Here is a 22387-nt window from a genome sequence, read left to right on the forward strand (position 1 = left end):
CACATCCTAATCTTTATAGTAGTATGGCATTGTAATCGGATACGTTTCGGAGCATTTCGTACACTTCCGGCTTCAAAGGCTGTCCGCCTGCTTCCATCGCAAGCCATAAGGCTCCAACCACCGGCTCGACAGTGAGCTTCACAATGGACGCCTTCGGCGCAACTTGTCTTACCGCCCGCTCAATATACTCAAGCACAAAGGGGCCTTCGCCTCTCATCACAACGCTGCCTGCAAGCACAATATCGAAGCTTTCCTGTTCCATGCCAAGCCGCTTAATGACCGCAGCAGCAGATTTGCCAAGCTCCTCACCCTGCGCTTGCAAAATTCTGAGTGCAACCTCGTCTCCCTGCTGGGCAGCCTTAAAGATGAGCTTGACAATGTGCAGCGGAATCGGCTTATTCTGATCCATATAATCGTCAAACATCTCGTCAACCTTGCTGTAGCCCAGGTCTTGCAGCAGCATTTCCGTCAGCAGCGTTGGCCGTTCTCTGCCGTCCCAAGCCCGAATAACCGACCTGAAAGCTTCGACCGCCAATGTTCCGCCCCCGCCGAAATCACCGAACTTATAGGTGAAGCCGCCGCATTGTAACAATTGTCCCTGCCGATTTTTGCCGGCACTATTCGTCCCGCTCCCGCAAATCAGCACAACGCCGAAAGGCTGTGAGGTTCCCGCCCTCAGTGCGATCATCGTATCGCAAGCGATGGCATAATGCGGAAAGCCCATGCCCTTGATCATGGGTCTTAGTACCTCATAATCGATGGGACGATCCGCACCGGCCAAGCCGAAAAAGGCAAACGTAATCTCATCACGAGATAATTTCGCTTGAGTTAAGGCCATCTCTACGGAGCTCCGAATATTAGCCTCCGCTTGTGAAGCGTTAATCTGGTGATTCCCGTTACCGCTATGCCCTTTGCCGAGTATATGCCCCTGCTCGTCTGTTACAAGCGTGTACGTCTTGCTTCCGCCGGCATCTACACCCAAATAATAGTTCATGGTTCGTGAGCTCCTTATTTCTTAATGTCTTTCAGCTATTTATTCTGGCCGTCGTTTCCCTCACCACAATTTCCGGTTCCAGCACGACCGTTTGGTGGCCTTCAGCTGTTCCGTCAATAAGGCGGAGCAATTCATCTACGGCTGCCTTGCCAAGCTTCTCCGACGGTTGACGCACCGTGGTGAGCTTTGGACGAAACTCCGCAGCGAAAATTTGATCATCATAGCCTACTACCGAAAGGTCCTTTGGAATCTGCAAGCCGTTATTCTTAAACGCATCGATAATACCGAAGGCAACATAGTCGTCCGCGGCAAAGACGGCCGTTGGCTTCTTGCCAGCTTGCAGCCATCTTTCCGCTATTTCATAACCGGATGCGACAGCAAATTGCCCCTGCTCGATCCACAAATCACTGATACCGGCGTCCTTCATCGCTTGACAATACCCGCGCTGCCTTTCACGGCTGCTCATAAACGGTTCAGGACCGCGAATATGAGCAATTTCCGTATGTCCAAGCTCAATCAAATGTTTCGTCGCTTCATATCCGCCTTTGAAATTGTCCACAATGACGGAGGAGACGGCCTTGTCCATATGCTGATTGTCCATCAATACAAACGGCATCTTCTTCCTCTGCAATTCCTTTACATAAGCCTCTTCATTTGTAGGCGATAGCATCATCATTCCGTCTACGCGATCCTCTTGAAACAATGAATTTTCAAACGAGGAAAATACGTCGTTCGAAATGGATAGCGCTAAAAAATACCCGCTTTCGGCGAGCCGTTCGTTTATTTCTTTGACCACGGCATCAAAGAATGTGTCGTTGAGCGTCGTGATCGCAAGACCGATGACGCCGGTCTTCCCTCGAGCCAAGCTGCGAGCTGCCGCATTGGGATGGTAGTCCAGCTCTTTCATCGCCTGCAGCACGCGCTGCCGGTTGTTTTCCCTCACGGTACCCGCTCCATTGATAACCCTGGAAACCGTTACAACGGAGAGACCGCTTTTCTTCGCAACATCGAATATACTGACTTTCACCGATGAAACCACTCCTAAGACATTCGAAAGTTAAAGCGCTTTAACTTTTATAATTTAAATTATAAACGAATCCTGCCGGCTTCACAAGACCGCTGTTAAAAAAAGTGCTCCAGAAACACAAAAGAGAGTCCCGTATGTATAACTACAGGCTCTCTTCTTATTCAAATCCACTTTTCATTCTCACATCTCCAATAAGAGCATTTCTTGACGCATTTCAATCAGCTTCGTCTTACTCTCCATAATGGCTTTGGCATCTCCTGATGCGATTGCATCATGTAAAGTGGCGAGTTCATAATCGAGTTCCATGCGCAAAATAGGAATTCGCTCATCGGTACGCTTGGATCGCAGCGCTTGCATGACTTCTTCTACTGTCACGGCTGGCTCCTTCTGATACAGCACTTTATGTTCGATGCCGCTAATTTCAACCATGCGAATAATTTCCCCGAACATAATATTCTCAATGAGAATTTGCCGATCCTTGAATCTTTTGACTACGGCATGACCGCGTGTATCGCCTATTAGTTTTTCCATCATTTCCGCGAGCTTCTCGTCTTTGAACGAATAATTGCCCACGATTTTATACTTTTCGCCGATTCGCTCAAACTTAAGCTTAATCAGCTTGCGTCCTGTTCGAATGGAAATGATGAACTGCAGCTCGCTTTCGTTCCAATACAGAGAATAACCTTCCTGAATGAGCGCTTTAATGAAGTTCCGGATTAGCCGGCGATCAAATCGTAACTCTAGGTTGCAGTACTCCACTTCATGACTCTTACTCACGGCAATCCCCTCCATAATTGATGCTTTTGTTTTATTTAAATATTCAGACAACTTATCTTCTTATCCTTATCTTATTATGAATTCTATGTTTTAGCAACTTGGATTATTGACATTTTTTTAAGGAAAAACGTACAAAAAAAGCTGATGCCTGTTTAAACGCGGCTTCAGCATAGTAAGTGGTCGGAAAGCAGATTCTGCTATGCAGAGGCGTTCCATTTAATGCCATCCCCAGAAAAATCCATCGCGCTCCCAAGCTGCTCTGCCGCCATGTAATTTCTTGAAAATTTTCTTAACCTCTTTAGAAATGGCTTGATTTCCATTTTCATTAACATAAATAAAGGATTCCCCATAATGACGGATGATATGGTCAACCGCTTCTTTCTGATGCAAAATCCCCGCAGACTTCAACTTGTCCAACATCCATTCCGCTATTTCATTCGCCGTATCAGCCATTGTCTTTCTCTCCTTCACCTTGATCAAAGTCATCCTTCCATTGTAGCACATTTTCTTCTGGATTTATCAATCTGATAGGTACAAGAGCACAATCATTCACATCAGCCCTGCCAGCCCATTCCTTTCTTCGGGCAGCTCCATATGCTGTCAATGTAAGACAAACGAACAGACTTTTAGGAACGAAAGGATGATTTTGAATGGGTCATGCAGTTGGTGGCTATAATTCTTCGGCAGCAATTTTGGTATTATTCATTTTGTTAGTTATTATTTCTAGTGCGTTCTTCATCTAATTAACTCCATATACGAAAGGGCTGCTCGGCATGATGCCGGCAGCCCTTTATTCGTCGAAGCAATCCTATGTCTCATCACGCTTCGGACACAACGGACGTTAAGTTCGCGAAAAGCGTCGTGTCTCTCTGCAAAAGGACACCAGAGACTTTATTTGCCGATTTCAGGGCGAAATCAGCCCCCAAGTGAGCAAGTAGCAGCAGTGGTGTCCATTACATGTTCGAAGATTCCCTTTTCTAGCGAATAAGGGCTCCTCTTCCGTCAGTGAGGACAGAGACTGAGCCAACAGCCTTCCAGAGCTTTTCGTCGCTTATCTCAAACAAGGATGCCCCACCCATAATGTGGGAACTTCGTTCCCTTATTTCGGCAGAAAGAGGGATTTCGGGCACCCGCGGGGAACTGCAGGGTCTTATTTCACCTCAATGATCTACATATCTGCTCGGATGGTGAAATAGCACCCCCTAGTTCCCTTTCCCTCTCCTAAATGGCTGTTTCCAGCAAAATAGTGCCCTGTAGTTCCCCTCCCTCTTTAAGCGAGGCATGGAGCCTCCCCGCATCAGCACAATCTAGCCAACCTCTGCGTCCTCCGGGTTTAATATGACAGTTCCAACACCGAGAAGAATCAAAGCAAACAAGGTGAGCACCCCCATGTGCATCCACATCTGGGACAAAGCGTGCCCCGCGGCCATACGCTGTATCGCGTCAATCACCCATTTCTGCGGCACGAAGTTGGCGATTTTCTGCATCCAGTCCGGCATCAGCGTTATCGGCCAGAAGCAGCCTCCGAGCATGCAGGTTGGAGTCACGATCAGAGAATTGATCATGCCCAAATTCGACGCATTCTTTACCAGTCCGGCAACCGCGCTGGCAATGCCCATACTGGCCAATAGGAAAAACTCCAGCATGACAAATTGCGAGAAGAACGGAAGTCCATAATCATAATGAGCCACATAGCGGGTAACAATCAAGATAACAAGCACTTGCAGCGTTCCTACCAAAAAACTGCCTAGAAAGTTGCCGAGCATAATTTCGATCGAGCGAACCGGGGCCGTAAAGGTTCTCGCCATCGTCCGCAATCTCCGATCCTCCATAATAACAGAGATGGTGTTGTTGACGACTCCCATCATGAACATCAGCATGAACCCAATGACCAGATGCATACTCGGATTCACATATAAATTCAAATCCGTGACACGCGCCTTTACTTGGTGTTTGTTGATCTGGGAAAGGGTCTTTTCCACGGCTGCTTGAAGCTGGATCTCCTGAAGTCCTTGCTTTCGGTGCACATCCACTGTCTCCTGATAGCCGGAAAGGATACTGTCAAGCGCTATTTTCAGCGTAACAGCAGCTTCGCTTACACTCAACTGGTACATGTCGACTTGCGGCTCGGCACCCTTGAGCAGCGTCTCGCTGAATCCTTCGGGAATGACGAACGCGCCTCCGACCTTTTGCTTTGTCACGTCTTCCTTGATGTCGTCTTCAGACGCAGCTTCCTGCAAACTGTAGTCCGGAATCAGCATCAGCTCCTGCACCAAATGAGCGCCGAGAGGACCGCGATCCATGTTGACATAAGCGATATCAACTTGATGCTTCTCCTGCCCAGCAACACCTATGATCAAGGAAACAAGGCTAGCCGGAATGAGCAAATAGATCAGAAAGCCCCTCTTCTGCAAAAGCGTTCGCCGAAGCATATTAAATGCGATATACAAGCTATTCATGATATCCCGCCTTTCGGTAAACGATGAAGGAAACGAGCAGCAAACCACTGCTTATGCATGCCAGAACGAACACGTGATGGCCTAAGACGGAGAGATCGCTGTCCAGCATAATGCGATACATACTTTGCATCGCCCAATAATTCAGTGTGAAATTGCCTAATTGACTCAGCAATCCATCTGGAAGAGGAGTAAATCCTCCGCTAAGAAAGGCCATGCCTAGAACGATCATCTGGAAAACGGTAGAGATCCCTTTGGACGCTTTCACAATCAAGGCTACGAGGACTGCGAGACTCATGGACGCCACGATGACAAAAAAACAAACAAGCGCCAGCATCCCGTATGAGGTTCCCCAGTCCACATGATAAAAGAGAACGGTTCCCGCTACGATAATTGCCGCTTGGCAGATCGAAATGAACGCGTTGCCGAGCACTTTGCCAAGCAAAATCTTATATTCATGCACAGGCATGGCATTAAGCCGGGATAAAGTATGGTTATCTTTCTCGCCTTGAAGTCCCATCGCTGTGGACAAGCCGGAGTATAGCAAAAACATCACCAGCATCGATGCCGCGTAATACTGCATAGCGGAATATTGGGAATTGGACGCCGTTAAATGGCCTAACCTAACATGAGAGGAAGCACCCGATGCCGGGATGGAATCCGCCCCACCCTGTTTTTGCAGCTCAGCCGCCGCCTCCGGACCGGCTGAAATGAAGACAGCCTGGTTCAGATTCACTTTATCCAGGAAGGAGCGCAGCACCGTTTCAGCGGTCAAATTCTGCTCGTAGTTATTGCCGAGAATCATCTCCCATTCCGCCTCCTTCCCTTCCAGCACGCGGGCGCTGAAATCGCTCGGGATGATAAGCGCAAACTCGGAATCGCCTGCTCTCAGATGTTTGACCGCCTCATCGCGCGACGGAACGGCCGTGGCTTGAATGAGATTCCCCAGCTGGGGCGAATGAAGAAACGCATCCACGGCGGATTTCAGAGCACCGGAGTCCGCTGCAACGACGTCCAATTTAACGGGCTTTATGTTCCGATCCTCTACTTTGAAAGCGCCTGAAAGCGCGGAACCCAAAATGAAAATGAGCAAGAGAGGCATGGCGAATTGGATGAGCATGACGTAACGCATTCGCATCATTCGCACTATTTCATATTTTGCAATCGTCCAAATCTGCATCGCGCTCTCCCCCTAATCCCGCAAAGTTCTTCCGGTCAATGACAGGAATAACGCCTCTAAATCGGGCTCTACCTGTACGAGCGATTGAATTTTGACATCATGTTTGGATAAGATGAACAAAATATCTTGCAAATAAGCTTGCGAGGAGCCGACTAACAGCTCAAGCGCCTGCTCCTGGACGTTAACCTGCTTAATCTTCGGATGATCCCGCAGCTCCTTAACCGCTTCGTCCGTTAAATTTGCCACCTGCAGCATAATTTTGTTGTCCTGCGCGACTTTGCCCCGCAGCTCCTCTTGCGTACCGCAGGCGATCAGGCGCCCATGATCCATAATGCCGACACGGGTAGATAGGGTGGCCACTTCTTCCATGTAGTGCGAAGTGTAAATAATCGTCGAGCCCATGCGATTCAAGGCTTTGACCGACTCCAGGATATGGTTCCTGGATTGGGGATCGATTCCTACGGTCGGCTCATCCATAATGATCAATTTGGGATGATGCATGATCGCGCATGCAATATTCAATCTTCTCTTCATTCCGCCCGAGAAGGCTTTGGGCTTATCGCTGGCCCGATCCGACAAGCCGACAAATTCGAGCGCCTCCTTTACCCGGCTCTGCAGAAGATTGCCTCTCAAGCCGTAAAGTCTGGCAAAAAACGTAACGTTTTCTCTTGCGCTTAAACTTTCGAAAATGGCAAGCTCTTGCGGAACAAGACCAATGAGGCGTTTCACCTCCAACGTATCCTTCGCAACGGAAAAACCGTCAACAATCATTTCTCCGCCGTCCATTTTGAGCAGGCCGCTTAGCATTTTGATCGTGGTGCTCTTACCCGCTCCGTTTGGGCCCAGAAGCCCGAAGATTTCACCTTTCTGAATGGATAAATTCAAGTGATCTACGGAAATTTGATTGCTGTATTTTTTGACAACATTTTTAATTTGAATAAAACTCATGAGATCCTCTCCCCTTTGCCAAATGCTTTGACTATACTTATTGTATCCTGGAATCTTCGCCTCAACAGGTAGAATAAGTCATTTTACAACGTGACAAAAGTCATAAACACGCGGCAAAACATATAAACCTGCTTGTCAATTATGCTATAATTTGGTTATCAGCTTGCGAAGGAAGGGAACCGCTTGTCACCTTTACTGCCTGTAACCCGCTACGCTCTCATTCTCATTCCAGCAGTTGCTTCTATTTATCTGGAAAACTACGCGTCCGATGGAACGTATGCGTTCTTTATTCTTTTATTTATTTGGGTCGCAGAGCTGCGTAGAAAGATTTTCAAACAATCCGTATGGATGCTGCTCGTCGAAATCGGATTCGGCGGATGGTTAAGCAGTCAGTATGACGGCTTATTATTCATGCTCTTTTCCTCCACACTGCTGACCTATCTATTCACCTTTCACCGTTCTATCCGCTATTCTTTCTTTGGCCTCCAGTTGGTCCTCCTAAACTTGAGTTTGCACGGCCAACCAAGCAGCTATTACGTGATAGCCAATCTGATGTTATCCGCTCAAGCGCTGCTTTTGCTGCACATGCACCGGATCGAACAAAACAAAGTGGACATCGAGCTTCTTTACGATCAGCTCCGGCGGCAGCATTACGAGCTGGATGAAGCCCGCATGCAGCTGTTGGATTATGCCAAACAGGTCGAGAATATCGCGCAGCTCAATGAGCGGAACCGCATTTCCCGCGATATTCACGATGATCTCGGGCATCAGTTAATCCGTCTCAAAATGATGATGGAGGCGGCCCTCCGGATATTGCCGGCGCAGATGAGCAAAGGCATGGAGATGTTAACTTCGGTCCGGGACCAATTAACGGAAAGCATGGAGCTGCTGCGCTCAACGGTACGCAGGCTGAAGCCGGATGACGATTCGATGCAGACATTTACCCTTGACCGGCTCATCGAAGGATTAACGAAGGAGAATGGCATCTCGATTGACGTTGACATTCAGGGAATGCCCTATGTCTTGTATCCCAGTTTGGCCTTTATTTTATATCGCAACGCCCAAGAAGCCATCACGAATGCGATTCGGCACGGCGGTGCAACCCGCGTACATATTCAGTTAATCTATGAAACCAAGCAAATTACGATGCATGTTGCGAACAACGGGCAGCCCCCTGCGGGTGAAACCGTGAAAGGACTCGGAATGACAGGCATGGAGGAACGCAGCAAGCTCATAGGCGGGCAGCTTTATGTGGCGTGCGAGGCGCCTTTTTCCGTAACGACGGTTCTGCCGACATTTCGCCAAACCCACTAATACAGGAAAGGGATGACATCAACATGATTCATGTCCTCATAACCGATGACGATCCATTCATCCGCGAAAGCTTAAAACTAATCATCGGACTTGACGAAAATATCACCGTGGCAGGCACTTGCACCCATGGCGATGAAGCTCTCGCTTTTATCCAAAGCGGCCAAAAGGTCGATGTCGTTCTCATGGACATTAGAATGCCCATCTGCGACGGCGTCGAGGGGACGCTTAAGATCAAACAAGCGAATCCGGCAATTTCCGTTCTGATTCTGACGACGTTCGACGACGATGAATTTATCGTGCAGGCGCTAAGAAACGGAGCCAGCGGTTATCTGCTGAAAAACATATCGCCGGATCGCATCATTCAAGGCATTAAGACTGTTGAACAGGGCAATCTCCTGATTCACCCCGACATCGCCAAGAAATTGGCAAGCTTCATCAGCCCCAGCCCTGCTCCTAACGCGGCGGCTCCCATTACGCTCAGAGAATATGGATTAACAGCCAGCGAACAAGCTGTCGTTGAGAAAATTTCAGAAGGGCTGTCGAATAAAGAAATCGCCCAGGAGCTTTTCCTGAGCGAGGGCACGGTGAAAAATTATATAACTGAAATTCTCAGCAAACTCAATCTTCGAGATCGGACGCAGATCGCCATTTTTTATTTAAAAAAACAATCAGGCGCACACGGCTAGACCGCTAGTGTCTAACCTTTTCGACCTGGATATCCTCCTTGGAGGAGCTGCCGACAACATAATCCGGCGTATTATTGATGCTGTTAATCTGTGTCAGCTTGAGTATTGTGCGGTAGTAATGACCGTTTTCTGACAGTAAATAGCTGTACGTATTGGGCTCCGGCAGCGCATCGATGATAATGGGGCTCGTCATATAAGGCATCTTGTCGATTTCATAGTATCGGAAGCCCTCGACGTATTCCTTGATCGCTTTCAGCTTGACTGGATCCTTTTCACCGGTAATGGGGACGGCATTATAATTCGCATACGATACTTGCGGGGGCTGGTTCCCCCAGACCTTCTTCAATTCATCCTCGCCGACATACAGCTCCTCCGAATATTTCTCCTTCGCTTTGCGCAGGCCCGCCGTTTTCAGACCCATTCGTTCCACATCCGCTAAACGGTAGTAGGCCTGCTCCGTCGTATTCGTCAGAACCGGATAGGTGGCACCGAGATAATCGAAATACTGGACATAGGGATATTGGAACACAATGTCCGTATAGTTCGTCTCGTTCCCCTCCGAAGGTTGAGCGGGATTAACCCGTGGATTGATATAGATCGTTTTGGTGCTGTCCTGCCAATTGACAATCGCCCCCAAGTAATTTCCCAACTCTTTCACAGGCAAATAACTGCTGTTGTTATAAATCAACGGCGGATTCGCCAACTTCACCTGCTGCCCGTTTACAACCACACTGAAATCACTTCTTAAATACGCATCGACACGCTGCAGCACATCTTGCGCATAAACGCCTGCCGTAAAACAAGTTGTCATTAAAGTGCCCAGTATCGTAATTTTAGTCCATTTTTTCATTTTCATAGCTAGATTTCTCCTGTCCATCCTTTTATGATAATTCCATAATTCGGCAAACTCCTATTTTTTCCTGCTTTTTTTGACAAAATGAGACCTTCTTCCTACTAAACTTCTACGAAACTTGCAAATCATTGCAGAGCGTACTAAATTCATTTAAAATAATTGAAAAACGTAAGTGAAAAGAGGCATACCGATTATGAGTTTTACCGGATTTACACAGCATGATTTCGATACCTTTGCCATAGAAGGCTTGGATGGTCGAATGGAAGCCATTCGCGAGCGCATTCAACCCAAATTTAAAGCGTTAGGAGATTCATTGACACAGGATCTCTCTCTCTTGTCCGGGACTGAAATGTTCCTTCACATTGCCAAGCATCTGCGCCGCAAAATTAATCCTCCGGTGGACACGTGGATGGCCATCTGCCCGAATAAAAGAGGCTATAAGCAGGTTCCTCACTTCCAGGTCGGCCTTTTTGACGATCGTGTGTTTATCTGGCTTGCGCTCATCTATGAGCTGCCGAATAAGAGCAACATTGCTACAACTTATATGAATCAGATCGAGCGCATCCAGGAAGAGATTCCTTCCGACTTTGTCCTTTCCTTCGATCATATGAAAAAGGATGTCACCCCTCTTGCCGATTTAGACCGCAGCGGCTGGAACGACGCATTGCTTCGTTTCCGCGACGTCAAAAAAGCAGAGCTGCTGATCGGCAGAAACCTGCATTACCAAGATCCGCTGCTCAGCCAGCCTGAGGAATTCGAAAGGTTAATTAAACAAACGTTCGAGAAGCTCATTCCGCTGTATCAACTAGCCGTCGACGCGAAATAACTCGAAACGTGGAAATTTTTATGTAAAACTAAGGTAATTTTAAACTAAAATTAATCCCTCCTGCACAGACTATGTTCTGTAATTCCTATTAATCGGGAAAGGAGGTCGTACACGCATGAACCAGCCTTATATGAAAAAGCTTCTTGTGAGCACGATAGCTTTCTCTTTCGTTCTGGGAGCAAGCATGCTTCCTGCCCGCTCCGCTTCGGCCAATGCGCCATCCGGGGACCCGCAGGAAATCGTTTCTCTGCAGCAAACCGATGACAAAGGGCACGGGCATCACAGCCGCAAATGGCCGATTATCGAGGAATCTGCGACTGTCATCGGCGTCGACAAAGAAGTGCTGATGAAGTCGCTCAAAAGCGGCAAAAGCATCGTGGAAGCAGCCGCTGACAAAGGGGTAAGCGAAGCCGACTTAACGGCAAAACTCCAACAGCTTCGTACCGGGAAGATTGAAGTAGCCGTTAAAGACGGCAAGCTGACCGCCGATCAAGGCGAGCATATGAAACAAAAGCTCGGCGAACATTTAAAGTTCATCCTCAACGAGAAGAACCTGCTCGACAACCACGGCAAAAGCAAGTGGCAACGATTCGGAATGAAACCCGACACGGACAAGCTTGCCAAAACGCTCGGATTGAGCAAGGATGAATTGCATGCCCAACTCCGTTCCGGCAAATCGCTCGCCGAAATCGCGCAATCCAAGGGCATGTCCAAGGACAAGCTTGTTGCGTCCATCAAGGAGCAGTTAACCCCTTCCATTGAGAAATGGGTTGACCACAAGAGAGATACGAAAGCTAAGGAATAGTTGCACGCAAAGAAGACTGCCCGCTGTCATTGTTGATGGTTTGAGCAGTCTTTTTTTGTTGTTGAGGACTTTTCAAAAGAATGAGTGATTACTCACTTCACAAATACATACAGATAACGTATGATGAGGGATATCAAAAAAAATGAGTGATTACTCACTTAGAAAGAGGTGCTCGACCATGGCGATCCACACATCTATCCAAGTCCAGCATGTCAACAAGCAATTCGGAGAAAAAGCGGTTCTGCAGGACATAACCTTAGCGGTTCCGAGCGCTCAAATCTTCGGACTTCTAGGTCCCTCCGGCTCTGGCAAAACGACACTTGTAAGGCTCATTGCAGGGATTGATGCTCCTACTTCCGGCACCGTCGAGGTGCTCGGAGAACGCATGCCGCAATTGGCGATGCTGTCCAAAATCGGGTATATGGCGCAATCCGACGCTCTGTATGCAGAACTGACGGCACAGGAGAATATGGAGTTCTTTGCTTCTTTGTACGGACTCGCGGGCGCAAAACGCAAGCAGCGCATTCAGGATGTTATGGAACTCGTTGATTTAGGACCGCACTTAAAAAAGCAGGTTTCCAACTACTCTGGGGGGATGAAGCGCCGGCTTTCGCTCGCCATCTCGCTTTTGCATGAGCCATCCATTCTTATTCTCGACGAGCCTACGGTCGGCATTGATCCCGTACTGCGAAAGTCCATCTGGGATGAGCTCACAACGCTCAGCCGGAAAGGCACCACGATCCTCGTCACCACGCACGTCATGGACGAAGCGGACAAATGCCACCAGCTCGGGATGATTCGCGACGGCAGACTTACGGCAGTAGGCACTCCGGAAGAACTGAAACAAGCGACCTCCTCTTCGACGATTGAAGAAGCATTTCTATATTACGGAGGTGTGCGCGCATGAGAATTCGAGCGATCGTCATTCGGATTTTACGACAGTTTTTCCATGATAAACGGACATTGATGATGATGCTTGTTGCTCCCATGCTCATTCTTTTCATGATGTCTTTGGTTTTTAACGGCAGCACCTATGTTCCTAAGCTCGGCGCTGTGAATGTCCCTGCTCCGCTCATTCAGAAGCTGCAGGACTTGAATGCGGAAGTCACGGTCTATACGGCCGAAGAGGCTCAAAAGGAACTCGAAGCTGTCCGGTTAGACGCCGTTATTACGATGAATGGAGCAGCGCCGCAGCTGACGCTTGAAGGCAGTGACCCCAGCAAAAATAAAGCCGTCTTATTCCTGCTGCAAAAGGCTTTACAAGCTGCAGTCCCGGTCAGTTCTTCTCAGCAAGCACCGGTCATCACCTATTTGCACGGTTCAGCCGATATGGCGGCATTTGATAATTTCGGACCTGTTCTTATTGGGTTCTTCGTCTTTTTCTTCGTCTTCCTGCTCTCCGGCGTATCCTTCTTAAGGGAACGAACCGGCGGAACATTAGAGCGCCTTTTGGCTACGCCGCTGCGCCGCTGGGAAATCGTCGTCGGCTATATTCTTGGCTTCGGCATCTTCACTATGCTGCAAGCGGCACTTATCGCCTGGTTTTCAACTAGCGTGCTCGGCCTTATGATGGTCGGCTCTTTCTGGTATGTGCTTCTGATTACGGTCCTGCTTGCGTTAGCGGCGCTATCCCTTGGAACCTTGATCTCCGCTTTCGCCAACAATGAATTCCAAATGATTCAATTCATACCGCTCATTATCGTGCCGCAGGTGTTCTTCTCAGGCCTTTTCAGCTTAGATACGATGTCTGTATATCTCCGCTGGATCGGAGTCGTCATGCCCTTGAAATACGGCGCAGACGCCCTGCGCAATATTATGATTCGCGGAGCCGGATGGGATCGCATTTGGTTAGACATTGTTGTACTCGCAGCGTTCACGTTGATCTTCATGCTCTTGAACATACTGGCACTGCGGAAGCATCGTAAGATATAATAGTTGAATGCGATCAGCTAACCTTAGGAGGTGAATGCATTGTCCGACACCGAGAACGAAATCGAGCCTTGGCTGAAAGAGCTGCTTCGCTTGAATGACGAAGAAGAGAAAATGACCGGTAAACAAATCAAAATTGTTCAAGCGGCTGTTGAAATTTTCTCCGAAAAAGGATTTGCAGGCTCCTCAACCAGTGAAATCGCCCAAAAAGCAGGCGTAGCGGAAGGAACGATCTTCCGTCATTATAAAACCAAAAAAGATCTGCTGCTCTCGATCGTCGCTCCGATGATGACGAGGCTTATCGCTCCTTTTGCCGTGAAAGATTTTACCAAGGTGCTGGAGGCAGATTATCCGACCGCGGAACAATTTCTGCGTGCCATTACGGTGAATCGGCTGGAATTTGCCCGCAAGCATTTTCCCGTCATCAAAATTTTCATGCACGAAATCCCTTTCCATACCGAGCTCAGGGAACAATTTAAGCATACCGTAGCCGACATGGTGCTGGAAAAAGCGTACAAAGCGATCCGGCATTTTCAAGGAGAGGGGCAGCTTATTGAGATCCCGGCTCCGACCAGTATGCGCCTCATTGTTTCCAGCATTATTGGCCTGTTGATTACCCAATTTTTATTAGTTCCGGAATCAGAATGGGATGAAGCGAAAGAAATCGATTATACGATTAATTTCATCATGCACGGTTTAGCCCCACGGGGATCATAATCGCCAAAGTAAAAAAGCTGTACACCTGTCTTCCTTGTTGGGAAGCGGGTGTACAGCTTTTTGTAGTTGTATCAGACCGTTTGCTGCTGCACGCGCGTCTGACGATCGACAAGCATGAAGCGCTGCAGCAGCAGAATCGCTGCCAAGCAGAGCACGCCGCCGATAATAAACGGCAAGGAGTGCGCGATGGCGAACACCGCTCCGCCAAGCAGCGGGCCGGCAATACGGCCCAGGCTGTCCATCGAGGAGCTGAGGCCTGTTGCGACGCCCTGCCCGACTGTCGTCCGCTGTGTAATCAGCGACGTCACACAAGGACGTATGAGCGCGTTGCCCGCTCCGAATACCGACAGGTAGATCGCGGCGGTTACTACGCTGCTGGAATACAGCAGCAGGAAGAAGCCCGCCGCCGACAGCAGCAACCCGATGCCGATCACCTTTTGCTCGGCGCCTTGCTTGACCAACCGGCGTACGACACCGCCTTGGATCAAGGCTCCGACGATGCCGCTGGCAAGGAACATCATCCCGATATCGAATGGCGTCGCGCCGATTTTGTCCATTTGGTAATACTGAAGCGTCGCTTCCAATCCAGCAAGCGTAAATGTAACGAAAAAGGAGAGCACATACAAGTATTTGGAGGCGCCGGAGAACGCCGTCCATCTGGATGGTGCCTTTTCCTTCACAGAGGATCGCTTATCGGCAGGCAGCGATTCCGTTAGAATAGCGTAAGCAAAGAGGAACGATGCAAAGGCCAGCGCCGACGCGGCAAAGAAAGGCACATAAGTCCCCCAGCGGCTTAGAATTCCCCCAAGGGCCGGCCCGAAAATAAAGCCTAGACCGATCGACATGCCTACCATCCCCATGCCTTTTGTCCGGTTCTCGGCCGTTGTAATATCCGCCACGTAAGCGACAGCACAAGCCGTTGCTGCTCCTGAGAATAGACCTCCCAGAATACGGGACACGTACATCACCCACAGATGGCCGTTCGCGAATCCGAAAATCAAAAAGGAGATGCAAAAACCAAGAAGGCCTACCAAGATAATGGGTCTGCGTCCGATACGGTCCGAAATCCCGCCCCAGATCGGAGACATGAGAAAGGAAGCTGCTGAGTAGACCGATAACAACAGCGCGTTATGGTACTGGGAGCCTGCCCCCTTAACAACCTCCGGCAGTATGGGGATGATAATGCCAAAACCTACGAAAATGGTCATCAACAACAACATGATGATTCCAATCTGTTTATTCATGATGATTATTATCCTCCAAACGAAACGTTTTCCTTATCGTATCATACCTTTTTTGGGGATGGAAATGAACATTTGAAGAACAAGCAGAAGCACCAGCACCGCTCCGCTCATCAAAAAAGGCGCATGATAGCCGTATACGTCCCACAGCTTGCCGGAAACGATCGGCCCGACAATCATGCCCAGCCCCTCTATCGTCAGAAAGAATCCCCATACGGCACCTCTTTTCTCGGGCGGGATGGCCGAAGCAATCAGCGCATTCCAAGCAGGTATGATGCATGCATAGCCAATTCCAAGCAAGGCAACCAACATATACAGTATGGTCATTGACTTAGCGAACGTAAACATTAACAGTGCCGCAGCGCTCGTCGTAAAACCGGTGATCAAGAACGGACGTATGCCGCGGCGATCCACCCATTTTCCCACCGGCACTAAGCAAATGACCGTCACGGCCCCCCCTGCAACCAAAAACATACTGTAGGCAAACGATGAGAGTTTAAGCACCTCTTTCGCGTACAGGGTAAGAATAGGTGTCAATATACCAAGTGCAAACGTCTGTGCGAACATAGCTGGAAACATCAGCGGACTAACCGACATAGAGCGTCTTACTTCACTTAGATAGGCCGAGATTCGCTGCATGAGCGGCGCCGCTGCCCTGCTGCTGTGGGTCAACGCCTTCTCTGCTCCGCCCTGCTCTCTCGAACGCTTTCTCGGAAGCAATAGCGCCACAATCACCACTATCGTCATACAAGCAATTAATAGACGAAATGCGATCATGTACCGGTTTTCGCCGACAAAGAAATTAATGGCCACCGGCCCGAGTCCGACCCCCGACAGCCATGCCATGTAGACTACGCTCATGATCGTCGCTTTGCCATCCTCTCCGGCCACTTCGGTCGTTCCTGTAATTACACAGGGCCATAACGGAGCCGTGCCAAAGCCGAGCAGCGCGCAGCCGACGATCATCCATATGTATTGGGATGTCGTGGCCATGAGGACCACCGAGATAAAGGTCAAAAGCACTCCTGTGAGCATCGTCGTACGATACCCTAGCTTGTCTATGATCCAGCCGACAGGTGTGCGCAGCACGTTATCGCCTATATACTGAGCCGCAAGTGTCCAGCCAATAATAAACGCCGACGCACCGAGCACTGTTTTCATATATACCGGCAATATCGTAATCAGCAGAGCGCCCTTCACAAATTCGACGATAAACATAATAATTAACAATTCGATCACAAATGGGGAAAATAGCCGGTTTTTCCGCCATTTTTGCATCAAACTCATATCATTTCTCCTTATTTAGCCGTATTTTAACAAGTGCTGTTAGTTTTTCCCCAATTGGCACAAACTATTTTCAAAAAATTAGCTTGCATGAAATCTCTAGTTTGATATACTCATTTTGTTTGTTGCAACTTTCGACAAGCAATCCACGATAGAAGGGAAGCGATAATCAGGTGGATCATACCCGTACCCCCCTGTTCCACGCATTGCTTAAGCATGCTGAAAGAAATCCGATTCAGTTTCACATTCCTGGCCATAAAAAAGGAGTCGGCATGGACCCGGAGTTTCGTTCCTTTATTGGGGACAATGCCCTGTCCATCGACCTCATCAATATAGCACCGCTGGATGACCTCCATCAACCGATGGGTGTCATTGAGGAAGCCCAGAAGCTTGCTGCGGACGCCTATGGTGCCGATCATACGTTCTTCTCGGTACAAGGAACGAGCGGAGCCATCATGACGATGATTATGACGGTCTGTTCGGAAGGCGATAAAATTATCGTCCCGCGAAATGTACATAAATCCGTCTTGGCCGCCATTATTTTCGTAGGCGCAAAGCCTGTGTTTATTCAACCTGCACGCGACAAAAACTTAGGTATCGATCACGGTATTCCGACTCGTTCGGTCCGCCGAGCGCTGGAGAAACATCCTGACGCTAAAGCCGTTCTGGTGATCAACCCGACCTACTACGGCGTATGCACTAACCTGAAAGAGATCGTTGACCTGGTACACAGCTACAACATGCCGGTCCTCGTCGATGAAGCGCATGGCGTGCTCATTCATTTCCATGACAAGCTGCCGATGTCTGCGATGGAGGCCGGCGCTGATATGGCTGCAACGAGCGTTCATAAGCTCGGAGGTTCCATGACGCAAAGCTCGGTCCTTAACGTGAAAGGCAACCGCGTAAATCCGAAGCGGATCCAAACGATTATTTCAATGCTTACGACAACTTCTACGTCCTATATTTTGCTAGCTTCGCTAGATACCGCTCGCAGACATTTGGCGTTGAACGGGTATGAAATGGCGGAGCGCACAATTGCGCTTGCGCAGTATACCAGAAAGCAAATCAATGAAATTTCAAACCTTTACTGCTTTGGGGAAGAGATTTTGGGAGAAGAAGCTACTTATACTTACGATCCTACCAAAATATGCGTTCATGTGCGCAAGCTAGGCATCACAGGCTTTGAAGTCGAGAATTGGCTGCGCGAGCATTACAATATTGAAGTCGAAATGAGCGACATGTACAACATCCTGTGCCTCGTTACGCCGGGAGACACGCAAGAGAACGTTGAGGTTTTACTCGAAGCTCTGCGCGAACTCTCCCACATGAATGACGATGTTGTCGAGGTGAAAGAGGTCGTCATTAAAGTGCCTGCGATCCCTCAATTAACACTGACGCCAAGGGATGCTTTCTATGGCGAAACGGAAGTATTGCCGTTCAAAGATTCCGCTGACCGCATTATTGCCGAATTCATCTATGTGTATCCGCCGGGAATTCCTATTCTGCTTCCGGGTGAAGTCATCACACAAGAGCTTATTGACTACATTGTCGAGCATGTGGAGGTCGGGCTTCCTGTCAAAGGGCCTGAGGACCGCAGCGTTCAAAATGTCAAAGTCATCGTCGAAACGCAAGCGATTTTCTAGACACCCGTCATTCAGGTATATATTGTAAAACCGTTTACATGATGCTATGATGTTGGTGATGTTTAGCGAATGAGGTGAACAAGGAATGGCTCAAAGCGCTTATATTAAATTCGTAACAGGCTCCCAAGTATCCGCACTCACCTTGGATGAACTCAAGGAAAAGCTTTTGCATTACCGTGATCAGCTCAGTCTGACAGCCAAGCAGCTTGGCTGGGAGTATGACGAGGCCGGATTCCCCTACACCATTGAGACGAAGCCGGAAGGCGAAGGCAAATGGTTCTATCTGAAAGGTATCAATCCTTTATACAAATATATCGTGATTGGTGTCGGCAGCGAGAAGAATCAAGAGGAAGACCGGCATTATGTCCAAGTCGTATTACCCGACGACGCCACACATGGCGACAAGAGCAAAGGCAACGAATTCTGCAAATACCTTGGCAAACTGCTGAAAGCTGAACTTCATCTATTCAACGGCAGAATCATGTACTTTAATCCTCGTAAATGAAAATGAATTCTTACACGAATGGGCTGTCCCGGAGGTTTTTTCCAAACTTCCAGGACAGCCCCATTTTATACGACCAACAATTAGCGAAGGGCTGCCCCTCTAGTAGATTACCTACTGGATGGGCAGCCCTTCTTATGTATAGCTCTTATTCTTCGCCGTCTTGAGCTACGATCTCATTGTAAATGGTCACTACGCGTTCCCATTCTTCTTCATCCTCAATGTTGACTAGGAAAGCATCGTCGCCATCTTCTTCAACACGGAAAATAACGCCGTCCGCTTCAGGGTCATTGCGATCAAGCAATACAGCATATGCTTGCTCTTGAGATTGGAAGGTATACACCATAACCATCTCGTGCTCTTCACCGTTCTCGTCCGTTACGATAAAAACATCTTCCCCATGCTCGTGATCGTGGTCACAGTCCGGGCCGTGTACATGATCGTGCTTCTCATCGCTCACAGGCAGAACCTCATTTCGTCGAATAATTAGTTACGTCATTATCCTATCATTTTCATATTCAGAGGTCAAACCACATTCTAATAAGCTTATCCTATTCTGATTGGATCTGCTTCTCGGAAACGACGGAATAATCACTGGCTCCATCCTGCTTCATCGCAAATTTAACGACATAGGTACCGGCCTCGTCAAAAGAAACGCCGTACAAAGGCACCTTTAGCCAAAAAGACTGCTTCGACTCCGTAATGGATTTCACAACAGGTGTAACGACGCTCTTCCCGCTTGGCGATATGATCGAAACTCTCACCGAATTAATGTTAGTCTTCAAATTATCCACTTGCGCAAATACGATAAAGTCCGCTAGCTTGCCTTTCTCAACGACGCCGAACGGAACGATGGCAGAGTCTTTACGCACCTCCGTCGTGAAGAACAAGTGCACGTTCGGTTTGTATACGTAAGCGGTCTTGTTGGAATTATCCCATTTCACCAACGCTTGCAGGGCATCGCTTACAGCGCGTAAAGGCAATACCGTACTCCCCTCGACGATAAGTGGCGGAACATCGGAATCACCGAACTCCGACGTCGTATCGTTGACAACCAGACGGGCAACGTTGAATCCCTTAAAATCCCCCCATATCGACGAGGCCACCACTGCAGCCGTGCTTAGAACAAAAAACACCAGCATCAACGTGAATATCCGCTGAACTACTTTCATCTTAAATAACCTCCAGCTCTCGTTAGTAATCTTTATGTCTGCATCTTTATACTCCGAAGGTACAGAAGAGTTGCGATGATTTTATAATTTTGATAAAAAAGCTAGAACGCGTTGGATGTACGCCTCCGGCTGCATTTGGTAGGAACCGACATGCCCCGCTTTTTGGGTAACCCACAGCTCAAAAGCGTCCGGATGACGGCTCCACATCCCTTCGCTATTGGACCAAGGGATCGCGCTATCGTCCCGGCTATGTATAAATAGTATCGGTCTGGGATAAATACGATCGACTGCGGCAAGCGCATCCACTTGCTTCGGATTAACCCCGATCAACCGTGGCAAAATGCCCAGAATCAAGGGAGTGAACGGAAACCGCGGCAATTTGGACCATACCGGCAGGTTATCTCTTAAATAAGGGCTCAGCTGGCTGAAAGCACTGTCAGTAATAACTCCCGAAACGGAGGACTCTTCGGCTGCTGCCAAGAGCGATGTGCTGCCCCCCATCGAAAAGCCAAATAAGCAAATTTTACTCGGCGCATGCTCCTGCACCCAACGGATGGCTCCAAGGATATCCTGCTTCTCCAAATAGCCGACGGTTGTCAAATTGCCTTGCGAATTGCCGGAATTGCGGAAATCAAACATGAGCACATGATAGCCCTCATCTACGATTGACTTGGCTAACGCTAGTGCCGGAAGTCCCTTCTCCAACCGGGTTCCGGCATATCCATGGGACATAATCACCGTCACGGCAAGCTCGCCAACACCCGCCGAAGACGATTGAAAAAACCATCCCTCCAGCGCAACATCATCCGACAGGCTGGTGAATGTAATATCCTGCTTCAGCAAGCCGTATTGCTCCGGAGACTCATCGACGATCTTGCGTTTCGGATGGGTTAACTGCCAACCTACATAGGTAGCTATACCTACTAAAATCAAACCGACCAGCACAATCAGCGTTCCAATTATGATCCAAATCATCGCAATTATCATCACCTTCAGGATAAAGAAATTAGTTAAACATCGGGCTATAGGCTTTCCAGGCAAGCATATAAAGGTTGAAATCGGGCAACCACCCATGCTACATTAGAAAAAGATGGTTTTTGTCGAAAAATGGGGGCAGCTGAATGAGTTTGCAAATTCAAATGTTGGGAACCGGCAGTGCTTTTGCCAAAACATTTTATAATACAAGCGCATTAATCCGTTCAAATGGGATGAACATCCTCATCGACTGCGGGCTAACGACGCCAAAATCACTTTACGACATCCACATGAAGCCAGACCAAATCGATGGTATTGTCATTTCACATATTCACGCCGATCATGTCGGCGGCCTGGAAGAAATCGCTTTTCGATTATTATATGAAAGCAATCAGAAGAAAACAAAGCTTTTCCTTACGAAAGCGATTGCCGACATACTGTGGGAAAACACCCTGAGAGGCGGCATGTATAATCCGGAAGAAGGTTACTATTCCCTCGAGGATTATTTTGATGTCAACGTGATGGAGGAGCGAGAGCCTTTTGAAATCGGTCCGGGTCTCTCCGTTGAATTCATACCCACCCTTCATATTCCCCGCAAACCCAACTACTCGCTGTTTATCAACGACCGCATCTTCTATAGTGCGGATATCCGCTTCAATAAGGATTTGCTTATTCACGAAGTCGTTGATAAAAGAAACTGTCATACGATCTTTCACGATTGTCAATTAAGCGGCCAAGGCTTCATCCATGCAACGCTGGGCGAATTGCTTACATTACCTGAGCATATTCAGCAGCGAATGTATCTCATGCATTATGCTGACAATATGGGTGAATTCATCGGTAAAACCGGCAGCATGAAATTTGTCCACCAGCACCAAGTCATAGAATTTCCAGAATAATGATCATCTTAAGAACCTGAGGGATTCACACTCCAGATAGGTTCTTTTTTCGCGCTTATCCGTGTTTATTTCCTATTCTTTTCGCCGCTTAGCAGGATTTGGATAACAGACAGAGAACAAGTCATGAATGTAGATTATGGACATCGTTACTTGCAGGAG

At 48.3% G+C, this 22387-nt stretch carries 24 protein-coding genes; 11 read left to right on the forward strand and 13 right to left on the reverse strand.

Features of this window, described 5'->3' with window-relative positions; translation table 11 throughout:
• Positions 1 to 13: 13 nt before the first annotated feature.
• From GC097_RS25650 to GC097_RS25665, 4 genes are all read right to left on the reverse strand, one after another.
• On the reverse strand, positions 14 to 994 hold the full coding sequence (locus GC097_RS25650; protein ID WP_171686116.1) for an N-acetylglucosamine kinase: 981 nt from the start codon (positions 992 to 994) through the stop codon (positions 14 to 16).
• A gap of 31 nt (positions 995 to 1025) precedes the next feature.
• The gene (locus tag GC097_RS25655; protein WP_171686117.1) at positions 1026 to 2021 is read right to left on the reverse strand and encodes a LacI family DNA-binding transcriptional regulator; all 996 of its coding nucleotides are present in this window, start codon (positions 2019 to 2021) and stop codon (positions 1026 to 1028) included.
• A gap of 180 nt (positions 2022 to 2201) precedes the next feature.
• Entirely contained in the window at positions 2202 to 2798 is a 597-nt protein-coding gene (locus GC097_RS25660; protein WP_171686118.1) for a YkzI domain-containing protein, read from the reverse strand.
• 216 nt (positions 2799 to 3014) lie between these two features.
• A complete protein-coding gene (locus tag GC097_RS25665) occupies positions 3015 to 3251 on the reverse strand; it encodes a DUF6953 family protein (RefSeq protein WP_171686119.1) in 237 nt (78 codons plus the stop codon).
• Positions 3252 to 3448: 197 nt separating this feature from the next.
• On the opposite strand from GC097_RS25665, the gene GC097_RS25670 reads away from it, so the two are divergent.
• Entirely contained in the window at positions 3449 to 3541 is a 93-nt protein-coding gene (locus GC097_RS25670) for a YjcZ family sporulation protein (protein ID WP_171686120.1), read from the forward strand.
• A gap of 564 nt (positions 3542 to 4105) precedes the next feature.
• Here GC097_RS25670 and GC097_RS25675 read toward each other — a convergent pair.
• Genes GC097_RS25675 through GC097_RS25685 form a run of 3 tightly spaced genes read right to left on the reverse strand, consistent with a single transcriptional unit; the run spans position 4106 to position 7382 of the window.
• A complete protein-coding gene (locus GC097_RS25675; protein WP_171686121.1) occupies positions 4106 to 5257 on the reverse strand; it encodes an ABC transporter permease in 1152 nt (383 codons plus the stop codon).
• Positions 5250 to 6434, reverse strand: a complete 1185-nt coding sequence (locus GC097_RS25680; RefSeq protein WP_171686122.1) for an ABC transporter permease — start codon at positions 6432 to 6434, stop codon at positions 5250 to 5252. The genes GC097_RS25675 and GC097_RS25680 overlap by 8 nt, the downstream gene beginning before the upstream one ends.
• Positions 6435 to 6446: 12 nt before the next feature.
• Positions 6447 to 7382, reverse strand: a complete 936-nt coding sequence (locus GC097_RS25685; protein WP_171686123.1) for an ABC transporter ATP-binding protein — start codon at positions 7380 to 7382, stop codon at positions 6447 to 6449.
• Between the two features lie 183 nt (positions 7383 to 7565).
• Between GC097_RS25685 and GC097_RS25690 the strand changes: the two genes are divergently transcribed.
• Together GC097_RS25690 and GC097_RS25695 are read left to right on the forward strand one after the other, a co-directional pair.
• The gene (locus GC097_RS25690; RefSeq protein ID WP_171686124.1) at positions 7566 to 8696 is read left to right on the forward strand and encodes a sensor histidine kinase; all 1131 of its coding nucleotides are present in this window, start codon (positions 7566 to 7568) and stop codon (positions 8694 to 8696) included.
• Positions 8697 to 8719: 23 nt separating this feature from the next.
• Entirely contained in the window at positions 8720 to 9382 is a 663-nt protein-coding gene (locus GC097_RS25695) for a response regulator transcription factor (protein ID WP_171686125.1), read from the forward strand.
• A gap of 4 nt (positions 9383 to 9386) precedes the next feature.
• On the opposite strand, the gene GC097_RS25700 is transcribed toward GC097_RS25695, so the two are convergent.
• On the reverse strand, positions 9387 to 10238 hold the full coding sequence (locus GC097_RS25700; protein WP_171686126.1) for a stalk domain-containing protein: 852 nt from the start codon (positions 10236 to 10238) through the stop codon (positions 9387 to 9389).
• A 190-nt stretch (positions 10239 to 10428) separates the two neighbouring features.
• Here GC097_RS25700 and GC097_RS25705 point away from each other — a divergent pair, with 190 nt between their 5' ends.
• From GC097_RS25705 to GC097_RS25725, 5 genes are all read left to right on the forward strand, one after another.
• Positions 10429 to 11061, forward strand: coding sequence for a YktB family protein (locus GC097_RS25705; protein WP_171686127.1), 633 nt, complete (start codon positions 10429 to 10431; stop codon positions 11059 to 11061).
• Positions 11062 to 11176: 115 nt separating this feature from the next.
• The gene (locus GC097_RS25710; RefSeq protein WP_171686128.1) at positions 11177 to 11866 is read left to right on the forward strand and encodes a hypothetical protein; all 690 of its coding nucleotides are present in this window, start codon (positions 11177 to 11179) and stop codon (positions 11864 to 11866) included.
• A gap of 178 nt (positions 11867 to 12044) precedes the next feature.
• The gene (locus GC097_RS25715; RefSeq protein ID WP_171686129.1) at positions 12045 to 12773 is read left to right on the forward strand and encodes an ABC transporter ATP-binding protein; all 729 of its coding nucleotides are present in this window, start codon (positions 12045 to 12047) and stop codon (positions 12771 to 12773) included.
• Complete coding sequence (locus GC097_RS25720; RefSeq protein WP_171686130.1) at positions 12770 to 13798, forward strand: ABC transporter permease; 1029 nt, start codon at positions 12770 to 12772, stop codon at positions 13796 to 13798. The genes GC097_RS25715 and GC097_RS25720 overlap by 4 nt, the downstream gene beginning before the upstream one ends.
• Positions 13799 to 13837: 39 nt before the next feature.
• Positions 13838 to 14512, forward strand: coding sequence for a TetR/AcrR family transcriptional regulator (locus tag GC097_RS25725; protein WP_376768424.1), 675 nt, complete (start codon positions 13838 to 13840; stop codon positions 14510 to 14512).
• A 71-nt stretch (positions 14513 to 14583) separates the two neighbouring features.
• Here the strand turns inward: GC097_RS25725 and GC097_RS25730 are convergent, their stop codons facing one another.
• Both GC097_RS25730 and GC097_RS25735 read right to left on the reverse strand, forming a co-directional pair.
• Positions 14584 to 15756, reverse strand: a complete 1173-nt coding sequence (locus GC097_RS25730) for an MFS transporter (RefSeq protein ID WP_171686131.1) — start codon at positions 15754 to 15756, stop codon at positions 14584 to 14586.
• A gap of 33 nt (positions 15757 to 15789) precedes the next feature.
• Positions 15790 to 17040 (reverse strand): MFS transporter, encoded by a 1251-nt coding sequence (locus GC097_RS25735; RefSeq protein WP_171686132.1) that lies wholly within the window; start codon positions 17038 to 17040, stop codon positions 15790 to 15792.
• Positions 17041 to 17210: 170 nt separating this feature from the next.
• On the opposite strand from GC097_RS25735, the gene GC097_RS25740 reads away from it, so the two are divergent.
• Positions 17211 to 18680 carry an aminotransferase class I/II-fold pyridoxal phosphate-dependent enzyme gene (locus tag GC097_RS25740; protein WP_171686133.1) on the forward strand — a complete coding sequence of 490 codons (1470 nt, stop codon included), beginning with the start codon at positions 17211 to 17213 and terminating at the stop codon, positions 18678 to 18680.
• Between the two features lie 85 nt (positions 18681 to 18765).
• Positions 18766 to 19185, forward strand: a complete 420-nt coding sequence (locus tag GC097_RS25745; protein WP_171686134.1) for a DUF1885 family protein — start codon at positions 18766 to 18768, stop codon at positions 19183 to 19185.
• A 145-nt stretch (positions 19186 to 19330) separates the two neighbouring features.
• Here GC097_RS25745 and GC097_RS34825 read toward each other — a convergent pair whose 3' ends face one another.
• The 3 genes from GC097_RS34825 to GC097_RS25760 form a co-directional block, all read right to left on the reverse strand.
• The gene (locus tag GC097_RS34825) at positions 19331 to 19642 is read right to left on the reverse strand and encodes a DUF1292 domain-containing protein (RefSeq protein WP_171686135.1); all 312 of its coding nucleotides are present in this window, start codon (positions 19640 to 19642) and stop codon (positions 19331 to 19333) included.
• Positions 19643 to 19733: 91 nt separating this feature from the next.
• Positions 19734 to 20354, reverse strand: coding sequence for a stalk domain-containing protein (locus GC097_RS25755; RefSeq protein ID WP_171686136.1), 621 nt, complete (start codon positions 20352 to 20354; stop codon positions 19734 to 19736).
• An 81-nt stretch (positions 20355 to 20435) separates the two neighbouring features.
• Positions 20436 to 21329, reverse strand: a complete 894-nt coding sequence (locus GC097_RS25760; protein WP_171686137.1) for an alpha/beta hydrolase — start codon at positions 21327 to 21329, stop codon at positions 20436 to 20438.
• A gap of 146 nt (positions 21330 to 21475) precedes the next feature.
• On the opposite strand from GC097_RS25760, the gene GC097_RS25765 reads away from it, so the two are divergent.
• The gene (locus GC097_RS25765; protein WP_171686138.1) at positions 21476 to 22228 is read left to right on the forward strand and encodes an MBL fold metallo-hydrolase; all 753 of its coding nucleotides are present in this window, start codon (positions 21476 to 21478) and stop codon (positions 22226 to 22228) included.
• Positions 22229 to 22387: the final 159 nt, after the last annotated feature.

The sequence above is a fragment of the Paenibacillus planticolens genome (assembly GCF_013141725.1).
GTDB classification, from domain to species: domain Bacteria; phylum Bacillota; class Bacilli; order Paenibacillales; family NBRC-103111; genus Paenibacillus_E; species Paenibacillus_E planticolens.